Source organism: Buttiauxella ferragutiae, assembly GCF_022637515.1.
Lineage (GTDB): Bacteria > Pseudomonadota > Gammaproteobacteria > Enterobacterales > Enterobacteriaceae > Buttiauxella > Buttiauxella ferragutiae.
The window spans coordinates 1,185,230-1,203,654 of record NZ_CP093332.1 but is presented as its reverse complement, the minus strand read 5'-3'; the positions used below and the strand labels follow the sequence as shown (position 1 = coordinate 1,203,654).

General features: G+C 48.9%; 14 protein-coding genes, 1 tRNA gene and 2 rRNA genes. 8 read left to right on the top strand and 9 right to left on the bottom strand.

Annotated features, from left to right (window positions below):
• Positions 1-15: 15 nt before the first annotated feature.
• Complete coding sequence (rpoE, locus tag MNO13_RS05465) at positions 16-591, bottom strand: RNA polymerase sigma factor RpoE (protein WP_064544357.1); 576 nt, start codon at positions 589-591, stop codon at positions 16-18.
• 22 nt (positions 592-613) lie between these two features.
• Positions 614-670 carry a hypothetical protein gene (locus MNO13_RS24420; RefSeq protein WP_370090880.1) on the bottom strand — a complete coding sequence of 19 codons (57 nt, stop codon included), beginning with the start codon at positions 668-670 and terminating at the stop codon, positions 614-616.
• A gap of 354 nt (positions 671-1,024) precedes the next feature.
• On the opposite strand from MNO13_RS24420, the gene nadB reads away from it, so the two are divergent.
• Complete coding sequence (nadB, locus tag MNO13_RS05460; protein WP_064544353.1) at positions 1,025-2,641, top strand: L-aspartate oxidase; 1,617 nt, start codon at positions 1,025-1,027, stop codon at positions 2,639-2,641.
• Here nadB and trmN read toward each other — a convergent pair.
• Positions 2,626-3,363 (bottom strand): tRNA(1)(Val) (adenine(37)-N(6))-methyltransferase TrmN, encoded by a 738-nt coding sequence (gene trmN, locus MNO13_RS05455; protein ID WP_241939620.1) that lies wholly within the window; start codon positions 3,361-3,363, stop codon positions 2,626-2,628. The two genes, nadB and trmN, sit on opposite strands and share 16 nt — an antisense overlap.
• A gap of 133 nt (positions 3,364-3,496) precedes the next feature.
• Between trmN and srmB the strand changes: the two genes are divergently transcribed.
• Positions 3,497-4,819 (top strand): ATP-dependent RNA helicase SrmB, encoded by a 1,323-nt coding sequence (gene srmB, locus MNO13_RS05450; protein WP_121815084.1) that lies wholly within the window; start codon positions 3,497-3,499, stop codon positions 4,817-4,819.
• A 145-nt stretch (positions 4,820-4,964) separates the two neighbouring features.
• Here the strand turns inward: srmB and grcA are convergent, their stop codons facing one another.
• On the bottom strand, positions 4,965-5,348 hold the full coding sequence (gene grcA / locus MNO13_RS05445; protein ID WP_064544347.1) for an autonomous glycyl radical cofactor GrcA: 384 nt from the start codon (positions 5,346-5,348) through the stop codon (positions 4,965-4,967).
• Between the two features lie 319 nt (positions 5,349-5,667).
• Between grcA and ung the strand changes: the two genes are divergently transcribed.
• Positions 5,668-6,348 (top strand): uracil-DNA glycosylase, encoded by a 681-nt coding sequence (gene ung / locus MNO13_RS05440; protein WP_232886348.1) that lies wholly within the window; start codon positions 5,668-5,670, stop codon positions 6,346-6,348.
• A 54-nt stretch (positions 6,349-6,402) separates the two neighbouring features.
• On the opposite strand, the gene MNO13_RS05435 is transcribed toward ung, so the two are convergent.
• Complete coding sequence (locus MNO13_RS05435) at positions 6,403-7,464, bottom strand: tRNA/rRNA methyltransferase (protein WP_064544343.1); 1,062 nt, start codon at positions 7,462-7,464, stop codon at positions 6,403-6,405.
• 211 nt (positions 7,465-7,675) lie between these two features.
• On the opposite strand from MNO13_RS05435, the gene trxC reads away from it, so the two are divergent.
• From trxC to MNO13_RS05410, 5 genes are all read left to right on the top strand, one after another.
• The gene (gene trxC, locus MNO13_RS05430) at positions 7,676-8,095 is read left to right on the top strand and encodes a thioredoxin TrxC (protein WP_064544341.1); all 420 of its coding nucleotides are present in this window, start codon (positions 7,676-7,678) and stop codon (positions 8,093-8,095) included.
• 73 nt (positions 8,096-8,168) lie between these two features.
• Positions 8,169-8,870 (top strand): tRNA-uridine aminocarboxypropyltransferase, encoded by a 702-nt coding sequence (locus tag MNO13_RS05425; protein ID WP_064544339.1) that lies wholly within the window; start codon positions 8,169-8,171, stop codon positions 8,868-8,870.
• A gap of 32 nt (positions 8,871-8,902) precedes the next feature.
• On the top strand, positions 8,903-11,563 hold the full coding sequence (locus MNO13_RS05420) for a bifunctional acetate--CoA ligase family protein/GNAT family N-acetyltransferase (protein ID WP_121815082.1): 2,661 nt from the start codon (positions 8,903-8,905) through the stop codon (positions 11,561-11,563).
• Positions 11,564-11,677: 114 nt separating this feature from the next.
• A complete protein-coding gene (gene pssA, locus MNO13_RS05415; protein ID WP_121815081.1) occupies positions 11,678-13,033 on the top strand; it encodes a CDP-diacylglycerol--serine O-phosphatidyltransferase in 1,356 nt (451 codons plus the stop codon).
• A gap of 58 nt (positions 13,034-13,091) precedes the next feature.
• Positions 13,092-13,415: a YfiM family lipoprotein gene (locus tag MNO13_RS05410; protein WP_241939619.1), complete on the top strand. Its 324-nt coding sequence runs from the start codon at positions 13,092-13,094 to the stop codon at positions 13,413-13,415.
• Here MNO13_RS05410 and MNO13_RS05405 read toward each other — a convergent pair.
• The 4 genes from MNO13_RS05405 to MNO13_RS05390 form a co-directional block, all read right to left on the bottom strand.
• Positions 13,412-14,680, bottom strand: a complete 1,269-nt coding sequence (locus tag MNO13_RS05405) for an MFS family transporter (protein ID WP_232886355.1) — start codon at positions 14,678-14,680, stop codon at positions 13,412-13,414. The genes MNO13_RS05410 and MNO13_RS05405 overlap by 4 nt on opposite strands.
• Before the next feature lie 250 nt (positions 14,681-14,930).
• Positions 14,931-15,046, bottom strand: a 5S ribosomal RNA gene (gene rrf, locus MNO13_RS05400).
• Positions 15,047-15,157: 111 nt separating this feature from the next.
• Positions 15,158-18,066: ribosomal RNA gene (locus tag MNO13_RS05395) — 23S ribosomal RNA — on the bottom strand.
• Positions 18,067-18,287: 221 nt separating this feature from the next.
• Positions 18,288-18,363: transfer RNA gene (locus MNO13_RS05390), tRNA-Glu, on the bottom strand.
• Positions 18,364-18,425: the final 62 nt, after the last annotated feature.

The window sequence follows — 18,425 nt, the reverse complement described above, 5'->3', positions numbered from 1 at the left end:
AGTAACCCGCTATCGTCAACGCCTGATAAGCGGTTGAACTTTATTATCAATAGCTTCCCGCGCACGGAAAATACGAGAACGTACTGTCCCTACCGGGCAATCCATGATGGCGGCTATTTCTTCATAGCTCAAACCATCCAACTCCCGCAACGTAATTGCCATGCGTAAATCTTCCGGGAGTGACTCAATAGTACGGAAAACTATTTGTCTCAGTTCTTCAGACAACATTAAGTTCTCAGGGTTCGAAATTTCTTTCAATGCACTGCCACTTTCGTAGTTTTCCGCATCAATTGCGTCCACATCGCTTGATGGAGGACGACGACCCTGAGCAACCAGATAATTTTTTGCCGTGTTGACCGCGATGCGGTACAACCATGTATAAAACGCACTATCGCCACGGAATGAATCCAGTGCGCGATAAGCTTTGATAAAAGACTCCTGCACCACGTCAGGAACATCTCCTGAAGGTACATATCGGGAAACCAGACTCGCCACTTTATGCTGATAGCGAACCACCAGTAAATTAAATGACGTCTTGTCTCCCTTCTGGACCCGTTCGACGAGGACCTGATCCGTTAACTGCTCACTCATCCGAGGTAATGTCTCCCCAAACCTATTTCCACGCGTAATTGAAAAGCCACCCGAACTCTGCATAAATGAGCAAGTTCACGGTTGGAGCACTCGATTTGAGCAAAGTTCCATTACGCCGTTGTTTTCCTGATCTGTCCCACGAATTATCTCTTCTTGATTATAAGTTTCATGGCACAAATGGTGGCACCTTTTTTGTCCGAAAAGGCGATCGCTAGATTCATGCAGAGTATCGCATGAATGATGATTTTTCATTAGAAAATCTGCCACTAACAGTGAACTGGCACGAAAAAGTGCTTAAAGACACTATTATTCGGATGAAACTGAGCTTTGGCTTACTTTTGTTTAGTTCATATAACACCAGTTTAAAAAAAGCGTGTTACAGCCCACATCGGGTGATATGCTGGCCTGACCTTTGTTTAGTAAATTAAACACGATGAACGCAAATTCCGAACTCGCTTGTGATGTATTAATCGTTGGTAGCGGAGCTGCTGGCCTCTCTCTAGCCTTACGGCTTGCCGAAAACTGCAAAGTTATTGTTCTGAGTAAAGGGCCAATTAATGAAGGCTCAACGTTTTATGCTCAGGGTGGCATTGCCGCGGTGTTTGATGAAACGGATAGCATCGATTCACATGTCGAAGATACGCTGATTGCAGGCGCCGGAATTTGCGATCGAGATGCGGTGGAGTTTGTCGCCAGTAACGCACGCCATTGCGTGCAATGGTTAATCGATCAAGGTGTGTTGTTTGACACTGAGATCCAGGCTAATGGCGCGGAAAGCTATCATTTAACTCGCGAAGGTGGGCATAGCCATCGCCGTATTCTCCATGCTGCAGACGCCACTGGCAAAGAAGTTGAAACTACACTAGTCGGCAAAGCACTGAGCCATCCAAATATTCGTGTTATCGAGCGTAGTAACGCCGTCGATCTTATTGTTTCAGACAAGATCGGTCTGCCTGGCACGCGACGTGTCGTGGGGGCCTGGATCTGGAACCGTAATCGCGAGAAAGTGGAAACTTGCCGTGCGAAAGCCGTGGTTTTAGCCACTGGCGGCGCGTCGAAGGTTTATCAGTACACCACTAATCCAGATATTTCTTCAGGTGATGGCATTGCCATGGCGTGGCGTGCAGGTTGCCGCGTTGCCAATCTGGAATTTAATCAGTTCCATCCAACAGCCCTCTTCCATCCTCAGGCTCGTAATTTCCTGCTAACCGAAGCATTGCGCGGTGAAGGTGCTTACCTCAAGCGCCCAGATGGCAGTCGCTTTATGCCAGATTTTGATGAGCGTGGCGAACTGGCTCCGCGTGATATCGTCGCTCGTGCCATCGACCATGAAATGAAACGTCTGGGTGCCGATTGTATGTATCTGGATATTAGCCACAAGCCCGAAGAGTTTGTGCGCCACCATTTCCCAACGATTTACGAAAAGTTGATGGGGCTGGGTATCGATCTGACTAAAGAACCAGTACCTGTGGTGCCCGCTGCCCATTACACCTGTGGCGGTGTGATGGTTGATGAAAATGGCCGTACTGACGTTGATGGGCTATACGCTATTGGCGAAGTGACTTATACCGGTCTGCATGGTGCAAACCGTATGGCGTCGAACTCGTTGTTAGAATGCCTGGTTTATGGCTGGTCTGCTGCAGAAGATATTATGAAGCGTATGCCATACGCGCGTATTTCCAGATCATTACCTGACTGGGATGACAGCCGGGTCGATAATCCTGATGAGCAGGTCGTTATCCAGCATAACTGGCATGAACTGCGTTTATTTATGTGGGATTACGTCGGTATTGTGCGTTCCACGCGCCGACTGGAGCGAGCATTGCGCAGAATTACCATGTTGCAGCAGGAAATTGACGAGTACTATGCCAACTTCCGCGTGTCGAACAATTTACTGGAACTGCGCAACCTTGTGCAGGTTGCCGAGTTAATTGTGCGCTGTGCCATGATGCGTAAAGAAAGCCGGGGTTTGCACTACACGCTGGACTACCCGGATTTGGCTGAAAATTCTGGGCCAAGCATTCTTTCGCCACTCTACATAAATAAATAGAAGTCCTGGGTCAGGCTGCAATAGCCTTCGGAATATTGTTGGTCTGGCCCACGAATGATGAATCGTTCAGTAAAGTATTCGCCATCTGTTGGTGACAACGCCAGCATGACACGATGCGGCAAACGCGTTTCATTATCTGCGATATCCGTACGGTAACGTACAAACCATCCCTGTGTTTTTGCCAGTTCACAAAAAGCCGTTCCCGACGTTTCAGGCATGATCACACAGAAAAAACCATCTTCAGTGATCAACTGTGCGGCACTACTCAACAACGCGTTATGATCAAGCGTTGTGGTATAGCGAGCCTGAGCGCGCTCCGGCGAAGCACAATCACTGCCCTGGGAAAAAAATGGCGGGTTGCTGACGATTAACGAGTAACGTTGCGTGGCTTGTTGCGCCCACTCACGGATATCAGCGCAATGAACATTGATGCGTGAAGCCCATTTACATCCAGCGGCATTTTCGGCAGCTTGTTCCGCAGCAACAGGATCAAGTTCTACTGCATCGATCGTGACATTGTCAGGCGTGCGCTGCGCTAGCATTAATGCCAGCAAGCCGCTTCCGGTGCCAATATCCAACACGTTTTTCACATTTGCTACGGGTACCCATGCGCCCAGCAATGTGCCATCGGTACCGACTTTCATTGCGCATCGATCGTGCGCTACAAAGAACTGTTTGAAGGTGAATCCATCACGACGCAATACTGCTTTTTGACTGCACATCTTAGCTACCCTGTAGAGAAACGGGTGTAGCATAGGGGAAAGTCGCTGCCAGGAAAAGCATCAGTTATCCACACAAACAGATGAAGATCGCAGCCATAACGTCTATAATCGGCGCCCTACATAGAGGAAGACCATGACTGTAACCACTTTTTCCGAACTGGAACTTGACGAGAGCTTGTTGCTCGCGCTCCAGGACAAGGGCTTTACCCGCCCGACAGCTATTCAGGCTGCCGCCATTCCACCTGCACTTGAAGGGCGTGATGTCCTTGGTTCCGCACCAACCGGTACCGGTAAAACAGCCGCTTATTTGCTGCCTGTGTTACAGCATTTGGTCGATTTCCCGCGTAAGAAGTCTGGACCACCACGTATTTTGATTGTCACGCCAACACGTGAACTGGCAATGCAAGTAGCCGATCATGCTCGTGAACTGGCAAAACATACCCATCTTGATATCGCAACCATCACGGGTGGCGTGGCATATATGAACCACGCTGAAGTGTTCAGCGAAAACCAGGATATCGTTGTTGCAACAACGGGTCGCCTGCTGCAATACATCAAAGAAGAAAACTTTGATTGCCGTGCAGTAGAGACACTGATTCTTGATGAAGCCGATCGCATGTTGGATCTGGGCTTTGCGCAGGATATTGAAACCATTGCTGCTGAAACTCGCTGGCGCAAACAAACCATGCTGTTCTCTGCAACGCTGGAAGGCGATGCGATTAAGAATTTCGCAGAACGTTTGTTAGAAGATCCAGTTGAAGTTTCCGCGACATCATCAACACGCGAGCGCAAGAAAATCCACCAGTGGTACTACCGCGCCGACAACGTTGAGCACAAAACTGCACTGCTGGTGCATTTGCTGAAACAGCCGGATACCACCCGTTCGATCGTTTTTGTTCGCAAACGTGACCGTGTGCATGAGCTGGTTGCCTGGCTGCGTGAAGCGGGTATCAACACCTGCTACCTCGAAGGCGAAATGGTGCAGATGAAGCGTACCGAAGCTATCAAGCGTTTGACTGATGGCCGCGTGAACGTATTGATCGCTACAGATGTTGCCGCACGTGGTATTGATATTCCAGAAGTCAGCCATGTCTTCAACTTTGATATGCCGCGTACAGCCGATACTTACCTGCACCGTATTGGGCGTACAGGCCGTGCTGGCCTCAAAGGAATCGCTATTTCTCTGGTTGAAGCGCATGACCATTTGCTACTTGGCAAAGTGACGCGTTACATGAAAGAACCCATGAAATCGCGCATAATTGAAGAGCTGCGCCCAACGACCCGTGCACCAAGTGAGAAGCTCACTGGTAAGCCGTCGAAGAAAGTGCTCGCTAAGCGTGAAGAAAAGAAAAAAGACGATAAAGAAAAGCCGCGTGTGAAGGTCCGTCTACGCGATAAAAAGAATGTCGGTAAGCGCCGTAAACCAAGCAGTGCGAAAACCGAATCCGCTGAATAATTCGTCAGCAGCTATAGAAACCGTCTCCCAGGAGGCGGTTTTTTTATGATTTGAGTTAGAGTTTTAACCGTTCCGTTACATTCTTGAACCAGAACCATAAAAAAAGCAGGTGCAACTGCCACCGGCTTTTTAAATATTTTAAGAATTACAGGCTTGCAGTGAAAGTACGAGCAATAACGTCACGCTGTTGTTCTGGAGTCAGTGAGTTGAAACGTACCGCATAGCCAGACACACGAATGGTCAACTGTGGGTATTTTTCTGGGTGCTTAACAGCATCTTCCAGAGTTTCACGACGCAGAACGTTCACATTCAGATGCTGGCCACCTTCTACACGAACTTCAGGTTTTGCTTCCACGCCGATTTCGCGATATTCGAACTCACCCAATTTGCTCACTGCGACAACTTCGTCTTCTGCAAAATCAGCTTTAGCACATACACAACGCGCTTCACCTTTTTCGCTATCTAACAGCCAGATAGAGTTCAAGAGTGAATCATTTGCAGCTTTAGTAATTTGGATACCAGTAATCATTTTATTTCTCCCTTTGGGCTAATTTTGTGATTCTATTTCGGGCCATAAACTGGCTCATTGGTAAAACCATTGTTGCGTTACTGATCTTTATACTAGCCAAACCAGCTTCAAACCTTGATTTAAATCAATTAAATCCATGCCATCAATGTGCCTATGATATCATTTATTTGTTTTACATCAACTTAGCGAGGCTCGTGAAAATTAAAAATTATGTAAATTTTCAACTTTTTTTAAGTTTATGGCGCTTCCGTTGCTGATTCATTTCCTTAGAAGAAAGAAGCCGTTAAGCTAGTCGCATTACGAATCGCAGGAGAGCGAGATGACTACCCCCCTCACCTGGCACGATGTGCTAGCGCAAGAAAAGCAACAACCCTACTTCACGAATACTCTGGCAACCGTTGCTGAACGACGTGCTGCAGGGGTGACGGTTTATCCACCTCAGAAAGACGTCTTCAATGCCTTCCGATTTACTGAGTTGGCTGATGTGAAAGTCGTGATTCTTGGGCAAGATCCTTACCATGGTCCTGGGCAAGCGCATGGCCTGGCTTTTTCTGTTCTGCCGGGGGTTGCTGTGCCACCCTCTTTAAAGAATATGTACAAAGAGTTGCAGAGCGACATTGCTGATTTTGTGCAACCAAACCATGGTTATCTCGAAAGCTGGGCGCGTCAGGGCGTGCTTTTACTCAACACGGTATTAACCGTCGAGGCGGGTAATGCGCATTCGCATGCGAAATTAGGCTGGGAAACATTCACAGATAAGGTGATTGCGCTGATTAACGAACACTGCGAAGGCGTCGTCTTTTTACTGTGGGGGTCACATGCACAGAAGAAAGGCAGCTTTATCGACCGGAACCGCCACTATGTATTACAAGCCCCTCATCCGTCACCTTTGTCGGCACACCGTGGTTTTCTGGGGTGCGGCCACTTCTCGAAAACCAATCAATATCTGATGGAACATAACCAGCCAGCAATAAACTGGACGCCGGTATTACCAGATTAAACAGACAAAAAAGCCAGCTTTCGCTGGCTTTTCAAATCAGTCATTAACAATGCATTACGCTTTGTTTTGACGCCACCACTCAGACAGCAACACACCGGTTGCCACTGATACGTTCAGACTTTCAACGTTACCAGTACCTGTGATAGCAACGCTCATGTCAGCATTTTCAAAGGTTGCGTCAGACACACCTTCGCGTTCCTGACCTAACACCAAAACCATTTTCTTCGGCAGCTCAGCTTTGAAAAGCGGAGTCCCTTTGTGGCTTGATGTTGTGACTATCGCGTAACCGGCTTTACGGAACTGCTCCAGACCTTCTTCGAAAGTCTCGCCGCTGATAGCTTCAACATGCTCTGCACCGCCTTCGGCAGTACGAACTGCAGCGCCAGACTCCAGCATTGCTGCATCTTCCACCAACAAGCCTTTCACACCAAAGTGTGCACAGCTGCGCATAATGCCGCCGAGGTTGTGCGGGTTAGCAACGTTTTCCAACGCCAGTACACAATCTTCTTCGCCAGCTTTAGATAACCAGCTGTCAACAGTAATGCCGCGACGCTTTTTAATGATGAAGCAAACGCCACCGTGGTGTTCTGTACCGGATGCTTTTACCAACTCCGCATCATCTACCACATGGTAGGCTTTACGGTTTGCAGCCATCCAACGTAATGCTTCTTTGAAACGCGGTGTCACGCTCTGGATAAACCAGGCGCGTACGATGCAATCAGGGCGGCTAAGGAACAGAGCCTGACATGCGTTCTCACCGTAAACACGTGTTTCTTCCGCACGTTGGCGGCGAATGATTTCAGGGTCAACAATAGGTCTGCCATTGGCACCCATTTGCTCGCCTGCATCAGACACTTCTTCTCTTGGCGGTCGTGAAACCGTGCGCCATGGATTATCACCACGATCTTCACGATCGTCACTACGATTCCGCTCGCGCCCTGCGCCAGGTTTATCATCGCGACGTGGACCACGACGGCCCTCACCCCGTGACGGTGCTGCTGGACGCCCACCGCCTTTACCTGTGCGCGGGTTTTGGCTGCGTTTTTCGCTGTCATCGTCACCGCGGACATACATCACTTTGACCTTGCCGCTTTTACCTTTAAATTCGTCGTTCATGCTTTTCTCCACCTGGCTGAGCGCGTGGCGCGCAGATTACCCGATGTGGCACTGGTTAGCCATTAACTTTGGTCAAAAGCCGGCAACTATTGTAGCCATCGAATAAATCACTTGGCTGGCACTCGACTAATCGCCAATAATATTTAACATATGAGAAACATCATCTGTGATTTTCGTCATTTTTGGACAACACATCCTTTAGAGGTTAGTTATGAATACCGTTTGTGCCGCCTGCCAGGCAATTAATCGCATCCCCGATGAGCGTATTGATGACGGTGCTAAATGCGGCCGTTGTGGTCATGAACTGTTCGATGGTGAGGTTATTAATGCCACCAGCGAAACCCTGGATAAATTGCTGCAAGACGACTTACCGGTAGTTGTAGATTTCTGGGCGCCATGGTGCGGCCCTTGCGTCAACTTCGCGCCAATCTTCGAAGACGTAGCCGAAGAACGCAGTGGCAAAGTACGTTTCGTTAAAGTTAATACCGAAGCGGAGCCTGCACTTAGCGCACGTTTTCGCATCCGCAGCATTCCGACCATTATGGTTTTCAAAAAAGGTGAGATGGTCGACATGCTAAACGGAGCGATGCCGAAAGCACCATTTGATAGCTGGCTGAACGAAAATCTCTAAGTTCACAGGTACGTTTCTTTGTACCCGTGAACTTCATCTACGTTAGAATGGCGTTTTTAAGCTTGTTTATCTGATGACTGAAAACGCCGTCTTACGTCTTCGTGCCGAACGCCTGGCGCGTGCAACTCGTCCATTTCTTGCTCGTGGTAACCGCATCCGCCGTTGCCAGCGCTGCCTGCTGCCGCTAAAACAATGCCTGTGTGAAACACTACAGCCACAGAATGCACGAAGCCGTTTCTGCCTGGTTATGTTTGACACAGAGCCAATGAAGCCGAGTAATACCGGGCGACTTATTGCAGATATTTTGCCAGACACTGAAGCATTCCAGTGGTCACGAACAGAACCACCACAGGCACTGCTCGATTTAGTCAGCTCCCCAGATTACCAACCAATGGTTGTGTTCCCTGCATCTTATGCAAGCATTGAGCGAGAAGTCCTGACTACGCCTCCAAAAAGTGGCAAACCACCACTTTTTATCATGCTCGATGGCACATGGACTGAAGCCCGTAAGATGTTCCGCAAGAGCCCATATCTGGATAATCTGCCGGTCATTTCTGTGGATTTGAGTATTGTTTCTGCCTACCGACTGCGTGAAGCCCATGCCGATGGACAATACTGCACCGCCGAAGTTGCTGCAGCGTTGCTCGCACTTGCAGACGATGAGCACGCAGCCGTCGGGCTGACAGAGCATTTTACGTTGTTCCGTGAACGATATCTGGCAGGTAAACCTCATCATCAATCCAGTGTCACAGCAGCGGAGCCAGAAAGCGTTTAAACTCACTGGGTTAATTCTCAGGGGAGAGAACAATGAGTCAACGTGGGCTGGAGGCGCTACTGCGCCCCAAATCAATCGCTGTTGTCGGAGCTTCTGCAAAAACAGATCGGGCCGGTTATTTAATGATGCGCAATCTGTTGGCCGGAGGCTTTAATGGCCCGGTAATGCCAGTGACACCAACCCATAAAGCGGTGTGTGGTGTTCTTGCCTGGCCAGATATCGCAAGCCTCCCCTTCCCCCCTGACCTTGCGGTAATTTGCACTCATTCGAAACGTAACCCGGAATTACTGCAATCACTGGGAGAAAAAGGGTGTAAAGCCTGCATTATTCTCTCCGCTCCACCAGAACAACTTCCCGAATTATTAGCTTGTGCTAATCAATGGCAGATGCGTTTGCTCGGTCCAAATAGCCTGGGTTTACTTGCTCCATGGCAAGGCCTTAATGCGAGTTTCTCACCCGTTCCGATTCAGAAGGGCAAGTTGGCATTCATCTCGCAATCTGCAGCGGTGTCCAACACCATTCTTGACTGGGCTCAACAACGAGAAATGGGATTCTCGTGGTTTATTGCGCTGGGTGACAGTCTGGATATTGATGTTGATGAGCTGCTGGATTATCTGGCTCGCGATACCAAAACCAGTGCGATTTTGCTTTATCTCGAACACCTGAGCGATGCGCGACGTTTTGTCTCGGCGGCACGAAGTGCTTCACGTAACAAACCCATTCTGGTGATTAAAAGCGGAAGAAGTGGCAAAGCCCAGGAGTTGCTCAAAACACATATTGGGCTTGATGCAGCGTGGGACGCAGCCATTCAACGAGCCGGTTTATTGCGCGTTCAAGACACTCATGAACTCTTTTCAGCTGTAGAAACGTTAAGCCACATGCGCCCACTGCGCGGTGAACGCTTAATGATTATCAGTAATGGTGCGGCGCCCGCGGCACTGGCGCTGGACGAATTATGGTTACGCAACGGTAAACTTGCGACCCTGAGTGACGAAATCCTTGGTAAGCTAAAAAGTGTGTTGCCAATCAGTGTTGAAACTGGAAACCCGCTTGATTTACGCGACGATGCGACACCTGAGCGCTATCTCCGGGCAGTGGAAACCCTGCTTGATAGCCAGGACTTTGACGCATTAATGATTATTCATGCCCCGAGTGCAGCAGCCCCGGGAACCGAAAGTGCCACGGCCTTAATTGAGTTAATACACCGTCATCCGCGTAGCAAATATATAACTTTGATCACCAACTGGTGTGGCGAGTATTCCTCGCAGGAATCCAGGCGATTATTCAGCGACGCAAGCATTCCCACTTACCGTACCCCTGAAGGTGCAGTCACCGCCTTTATGCACATGGTGGAATATCGCAGAAATCAGAAACAACTGCGTGAAACCCCAGCGTTACCCGCCAATTTGAAAGCCAATGCCAGCGATGCCCATCTTCTTATCCAGCAAGCATTAAGCGAAGGTGCGACGTCGCTCGATACTCACGAAGTACGTCCGATTTTGCAGGCTTATGGGTTGAATACGCTACCCACCTGGATTGCCGGTGACAGTGCAGAAGCAGTGCATATTGCCGAACAAATAGGTTATCCGGTCGCGCTGAAGCTACGCTCCCCAGATATTCCGCATAAATCTGAAGTTCAGGGGGTAATGCTGTATCTAAGAACCGCCGCTGAGGTTCAGCAAGCCGCTGATGCAATTATTGACCGCGTGAAAATGGCGTGGCCGCAAGCTCGTATCCATGGGCTATTGGTACAAAGTATGGCTAACCGTGCTGGCGCTCAGGAGCTCCGAATCGTGGTTGAGCACGATCCGGTGTTTGGCCCGCTGATAATGTTGGGCGAAGGTGGCGTTGAATGGCGTCCGGACCAGCAGGCTGTTGTGGCTCTTCCACCACTCAATATGAACCTTGCCCGCTACCTTGTTATTCAGGCGATCAAAAGCGGCAAAATCCGTGGACGCAGTGCATTACGCCCGCTGGATGTGCCAGGTATTAGCCAGATTCTGGTTCAGGTTTCAAACTTAATCGTTGATTGCCCGGAGATTCGTCGCCTGGATATTCACCCACTATTGGCTTCAGGCAATGAGTTCACGCTTCTGGATGTCACTTTGCAACTCGATAAGTTTGAGGGGGATCCGGAAAGCCGCCTTGCAATACGCCCATATCCGTACCAGCTGGAAGAAAGCATCACTCTCAAGAATGGCGAACAATGCCTGTTCCGCCCGATCCTCCCGGAAGATGAACCTTTGTTGCAACAGTTTATTTCCCTGGTAACCAAAGAGGATCTTTACTATCGCTATTTCAGCGAGATCAACGAATTTACCCATGAAGATTTAGCCAATATGACCCAGATCGACTACGATCGAGAAATGGCTTTTGTGGCTATTCGTGAGCTAAACGGATCACCGGAGATAATCGGTGTGACTCGTGCGATCTCAGATCCCGACAACATTGATGCCGAGTTTGCTGTGCTTGTACGTTCCGATTTGAAAGGACTCGGGTTAGGGCGGCGTCTGCTGGAAAAACTGATTAGTTACACCGGCGAACATGGGCTGCAAAGATTGAATGGCATTACCATGCCGAACAACCGAGGTATGGTCTCTTTGGCGCGAAAACTCGGATTTGATGTCGATATACAACTGGAAGATGGCATCGTCAGTCTGACTCTTCCATTGATAAAAAGCATGGATTCGTGAGTAAGGTACTGGAAAACTTACTCACTTTGCGGGTCAGTAGTGGTATTATCAGCAAGTTCTGACGTCTGGATTTTGCAGAAGGCCATCCAATGAATAGAGAAGATACGCACTGTGATGTTGTCTAAATTTAAACGTAATAAACATCAACAACACCTTGCCCAATTGCCGAAGCTTTCTCAGTCAGTTGATGATGTAAAGACTCTTTTCTCCCCAGCAGATTTCCGTGAAGTTCTGCTGCAAAAAATCGCGAGCGCCACCCGCCGCATCTGTATTGTTGCTTTATATCTTGAGCAAGATGATGCCGGTAAAGCCGTGCTAAATGCTCTCTACCAGGCCAAGCAACAACGCCCGGAAATTGAAGTGACCGTTCTGGTGGATTGGCATCGTGCTCAACGAGGCCGCATTGGCGCAGCTGCAACCAACACCAATGCTGACTGGTATCATCGTATGACCGAGGAATATCCCGGCGTAGAAATTCCAGTTTATGGCGTGCCTGTAAATACCCGCGAAGCGTTAGGTGTTCTACACTTCAAAGGTTTTATTGTTGATGATTGCGTGATTTATAGCGGCGCGAGTATTAATGATGTTTATCTGCATCAGCATGACAAATATCGTTATGACCGCTATCAGGTTATCTGTAACCCTCAGCTTTCCGACGTCATGTATAACTGGATGCACGAAAATCTGGTGGGTGGTCGTGCAGTACATCGATTAGACAAACAACACAGACCCAAAAGCCCAGAAATCAAAAATGATATCCGCTTGTTCCGTCAGGAATTACGCGATGCCAGTTTCCATTTTCAGGGCAATGCCGATAACGAGCAACTTGCCGTTACGCCGCTGGTTGGGCTGGGTAAAGCCAGTCTGCTCAATAAAACTATCTATCATTTAATGCCGTGTACCGAACGCAAGTTGGTTATCTGCACGCCTTATTTCAACCTACCCGCGGTACTGGTACGTAGCATCATTGAGCTGTTACGCGAAGGAAAACAAGTCGAGATTATTGTCGGTGATAAGACAGCGAATGATTTTTATATTCCAGAAGATCAGCCGTTTAAGATAATTGGTGCGTTACCCTATCTTTATGAAATTAATCTTCGCCGTTTCCTGAGTCGCTTACAATACTACGTAAACAGTGGCCAGTTGGTGGTACGTCTGTGGAAAGATGACGACAATACTTTCCATCTCAAAGGCATGTGGATAGATGATGAGTGGATGCTATTGACGGGTAATAACCTTAACCCGAGAGCATGGCGACTGGATCTGGAGAATGCGATTCTAATTCATGACCCTAAACAGGAACTGGCTGTACAGCGTGACCATGAATTAGAATTAATCCGTACTCACACGACGGTAGTTCAACACTATCGTGACCTACAAAGCATCTCGGAATATCCGGAGAAAGTCCGTAAGCTTATCCGCCGCCTGCGTAGAATCCGTATCGACCGCTTGATCAGTCGCATTCTGTAATTCATCGCTATATTTAAAGCCCTGCTTGCAGGGTTTTTTTATAGCCAGAGGATCATGAATGCAGCGTCTTTTACTCCTTTCGATAGTACTTCTCAGCGGTTGCAGCCATATGGCGCAAGACCAGTGGCATGGCCAGGACAAAGCACAGCACTTTATTGCATCGGCTATATTATCCGCAGCAGGTAATGAGTATGGTCAACATCAGGGCTGGAGCGATTCCCGTAGCGCAAATTTCGGTTTCTTATTTTCGGTCAGCCTGGGCGCAACAAAAGAATTCTGGGATAGCCGGTCCGCTGGAAGTGGATGGAGCTGGAAAGATTTCACATGGGATATAGCCGGTGCCGCCACCGGCTACGCTATCTGGCAACTCGCCAAATATTAAAGTTTGATCCCTTTCCCTTTACGGTGCAACAGCAGTGATACCAGGAATGCCACTGCTCCCATCACGGAGACATACCAGAAAAATGCGGTTTCCATTCCTACCGATTTCAGTGAAAGTGCGACATATTCAGCCGAACCACCAAACAGCGCATTCGCTACCGCATAGGACAGGCCAACACCTAATGCTCGAACTTCAGGTGGAAACATTTCTGCTTTCAAAATACCGCTTATAGAAGTGTAAAAGCTGGCTATCAGCAAAGCTAATATAACGAGACCAAATGCTGCATACGGTGAATTTACGTTTTGCAAAGCGGTAAGAATAGGTACAGTCATTACTGTAGCAAGGCCACCAAAGCAGAGCATGGAATTACGCCGCCCAATCTTGTCAGACAGCGCACCAAAGAAGGGTTGTACCAACATAAATATCAACAATGCAAACGTCATTAATGCACTGGCTGTATTGGCGTGCATTCCAGCGGTATTTACTAAATATTTCTGCATATAGGTGGTGAAAGTGTAGAAGCTTAGCGAACCACCGGCTGTAAATCCAAGAACCATAATAAAGGCACGGCGGTTCTTCCACAGCCCCACCAGGCTACCTGCATCTTTATGTTCCCGTGTAGATTTATCTGAGGTCTCATCAAGTGAGCGACGTAAATAGAGAGCAACCACTGCCAGCACGGCACCAAGTGCAAAAGGAATTCTCCACCCCCATTCACGTAATTCGCCTTCGCTGAGTATTTGTTGAAGTACAACAACCACCAACAATGCTAAAAGTTGCCCGCCAATAAGCGTTACATATTGAAAAGACGCATAAAAACCTTTTCGCCCTTCAATGGCAACTTCACTCATGTAAGTCGCACTCGTGCCGTACTCACCGCCTACGGATAACCCCTGGAATAAACGTGCCAGCAATAGAAGTGCAGGAGCCCAAGTTCCAATGGTGGAATATCCTGGTAAACAGGCAATTACCAACGAGCCAAAACACATCATGCATACTGAAATCAGCATTGAGTTTTTACGCCCATGCTTATCGGCAATGTAACCAAACAGCCAGCCACCAATTGGTCGCATCAAGAACCCTGCTGCAAATACGCCTGCTGTTTGTAGAAGCTGTGTTGTGTTATTACCTGAGGGGAAAAAGATATGGGCAAAATACAAAGAGCAAAATGAATAAACGTAGAAATCAAACCATTCAACCAGATTCCCTGATGACGCGCCTACAATCGCCCGAATACGCCGGCGCGAATCTGAGCTAGTAATAATAGTTTTATCCTGATGCGTTGTTGTTGCTTCGGTCACTTTATTAATCTCCTGTCTTCCTGAATCGGAACAAATTCCACAGATCCAGTAAAGCAGGTGGTAATGCAGATGTTATATAGAATTATCTGGTATTGATGTTGCAGTGCCAAAAACTGTGAACAAGCTAATCTTTTGGATTTCTGTTGAGGAATTTCATAAATCGCAGACAGCAAAAAGCCCTGTACGTCAGTACAGGGCTTTTTGCTTAATTGGAGCCTGGCAGTTCCCTACTCTCGCATGGGGAGACCCCACACTACCATCGGCGCTACGGCGTTTCACTTCTGAGTTCGGCATGGGGTCAGGTGGGACCACCGCGCTAGTGCCGCCAGGCATATTCTGTTTTGTTAACCGTTGTGTTATCCACACAACCATCAACTTAATCTCGGTTCAAGCTGAAAATCAAATGTCATAGTCTCTCAACCAAAACACCTTCGGTGTTGTAAGGTTAAGCCTCACGGATCATTAGTACTGGTTAGCTCAACGTATCGCTACGCTTACACACCCAGCCTATCAACGTCGTAGTCTTCAACGTTCCTTCAGGACCCTTAAAGGGTCAGGGAGAACTCATCTCGGGGCAAGTTTCGCGCTTAGATGCTTTCAGCGCTTATCTTTTCCGCATTTAGCTACCGGGCAATGCCATTGGCATGACAACCCGAACACCAGTGATGCGTCCACTCCGGTCCTCTCGTACTAGGAGCAGCCCCCCTCAATTCTCCAGCGCCCACGGCAGATAGGGACCGAACTGTCTCACGACGTTCTAAACCCAGCTCGCGTACCACTTTAAATGGCGAACAGCCATACCCTTGGGACCTACTTCAGCCCCAGGATGTGATGAGCCGACATCGAGGTGCCAAACACCGCCGTCGATATGAACTCTTGGGCGGTATCAGCCTGTTATCCCCGGAGTACCTTTTATCCGTTGAGCGATGGCCCTTCCATTCAGAACCACCGGATCACTAAGACCTGCTTTCGCACCTGCTCGAGCCGTCACTCTCGCAGTCAAGCTAGCTTATGCCTTTGCACTAACCTCACGATGTCCGACCGTGATTAGCTAACCTTCGTGCTCCTCCGTTACGCTTTAGGAGGAGACCGCCCCAGTCAAACTACCCACCAGACACTGTCCGCAACCCGGATTACGGGTCTACGTTAGAACACCAGCCATTAAAGGGTGGTATTTCAAGGTTGGCTCCACAAGAACTGGCGTCCTCGCTTCAAAGCCTCCCACCTATCCTACACATCAAGGACCAGTGTTCAGTGTCAAGCTATAGTAAAGGTTCACGGGGTCTTTCCGTCTTGCCGCGGGTACACTGCATCTTCACAGCGATTTCAATTTCACTGAGTCTCGGGTGGAGACAGCCTGGCCATCATTACGCCATTCGTGCAGGTCGGAACTTACCCGACAAGGAATTTCGCTACCTTAGGACCGTTATAGTTACGGCCGCCGTTTACCGGGGCTTCGATCAAGAGCTTCAGCTTGCGCTTAACCCCATCAATTAACCTTCCGGCACCGGGCAGGCGTCACACCGTATACGTCCACTTTCGTGTTTGCACAGTGCTGTGTTTTTAATAAACAGTTGCAGCCAGCTGGTATCTTCGACTGCCTTCAGCTCCATCCGCAAGGGACTTCACCTACCGACAGCGTGCCTTCTCCCGAAGTTACGGCACCATTTTGCCTAGTTCCTTCACCCGAGTTCTCTCAAGCGCCTTGGTATTCTCTACCTGACCACCTGTGTCGGTTTGGGGTACGATTTGATGTTACCTGATGCTTAGAGGCTTTTCCTGGAAGTGCGGCATTTGTTACTTCAGCACCGTAGTGCCTCGTCATCACACCTCAGCGTTAGATAAGAGTCCGGATTTACCTAAACTCTCCGCCTACATGCTTAAACCGGGACAACCGTCGCCCGGCTAACATAGCCCTCTCCGTCCCCCCTTCGCAGTAACACCGAGTACAGGAATATTAACCTGTTTCCCATCGACTACGCCTTTCGGCCTCGCCTTAGGGGTCGACTCACCCTGCCCCGATTAACGTTGGACAGGAACCCTTGGTCTTCCGGCGAGCGGGTTTTTCACCCGCTTTATCGTTACTTATGTCAGCATTCGCACTTCTGATACCTCCACCAGACCTCACAGTCCAGCTTCAACGGCTTACAGAACGCTCCCCTACCCAACAACGCATAAGCGTCGCTGCCGCAGCTTCGGTGCATGGTTTAGCCCCGTTACATCTTCCGCGCAGGCCGACTCGACCAGTGAGCTATTACGCTTTCTTTAAATGATGGCTGCTTCTAAGCCAACATCCTGGCTGTCTGTGCCTTCCCACATCGTTTCCCACTTAACCATGACTTTGGGACCTTAGCTGGCGGTCTGGGTTGTTTCCCTCTTCACGACGGACGTTAGCACCCGCCGTGTGTCTCCCGTGATAACATTCTTCGGTATTCGGAGTTTGCATCGGGTTGGTAAGCCGGGATGGCCCCCTAGCCGAAACAGTGCTCTACCCCCGAAGATGAGTTCACGAGGCGCTACCTAAATAGCTTTCGGGGAGAACCAGCTATCTCCCGGTTTGATTGGCCTTTCACCCCCAGCCACAAGTCATCCGCTAATTTTTCAACATTAGTCGGTTCGGTCCTCCAGTTAGTGTTACCCAACCTTCAACCTGCCCATGGCTAGATCACCGGGTTTCGGGTCTATACCCTGCAACTTAACGCCCAGTTAAGACTCGGTTTCCCTGCGGCTCCCCTATACGGTTAACCTTGCTACAGAATATAAGTCGCTGACCCATTATACAAAAGGTACGCAGTCACCCCATAAAAGAGGCTCCCACTGCTTGTACGTACACGGTTTCAGGTTCTGTTTCACTCCCCTCGCCGGGGTTCTTTTCGCCTTTCCCTCACGGTACTGGTTCACTATCGGTCAGTCAGGAGTATTTAGCCTTGGAGGATGGTCCCCCCATATTCAGACAGGATACCACGTGTCCCGCCCTACTCTTCGAGTTCACAGCATGTGTATTTTTGTGTACGGGAGTATCACCCTGTACCCTGCGACTTTCCAGACGCTTCCACTAATACACAAACTGATTCAGACTCTGGGCTGCTCCCCGTTCGCTCGCCGCTACTGGGGGAATCTCGGTTGATTTCTTTTCCTCGGGGTACTTAGATGTTTCAGTTCCCCCGGTTCGCTTCGTTAAGCTATGTATTCACTTAACGATAGTGCAACGAATTGCACTGGGTTTCCCCATTCGGAAATCGTCGGTTATAACGGTTCATATCACCTTACCGACGCTTATCGCAGATTAGCACGTCCTTCATCGCCTCTGACTGCCAGGGCATCCACCGTGTACGCTTAGTCGCTTAACCTCACAACCCGAAGATGTCTCGTAAGACACAATCGTATGTTGTGAAAATTTGAGAGACTCGAACATATCGTATTCCCATTCCTTATTACGGAGGAATGAGACGACATGTCGTTTCAATTTTCAGCTTGTTCCGGATTTTTAAAGAGCAATATCTCAAACATAACTCACTGAGTTAGTTTTGAGATATTCGGTGATAATGTCTTTCACATCATTATCTTAAGATGGCGTCCCCAAGGGGATTCGAACCCCTGTTACAGCCGTGAAAGGGCAGTGTCCTGGGCCTCTAGACGATGGGGACACGAATAATCCTTTGCAGGATATCGCTTTTTGCTCATTTACTTTCATCAGACAATCTGTGTG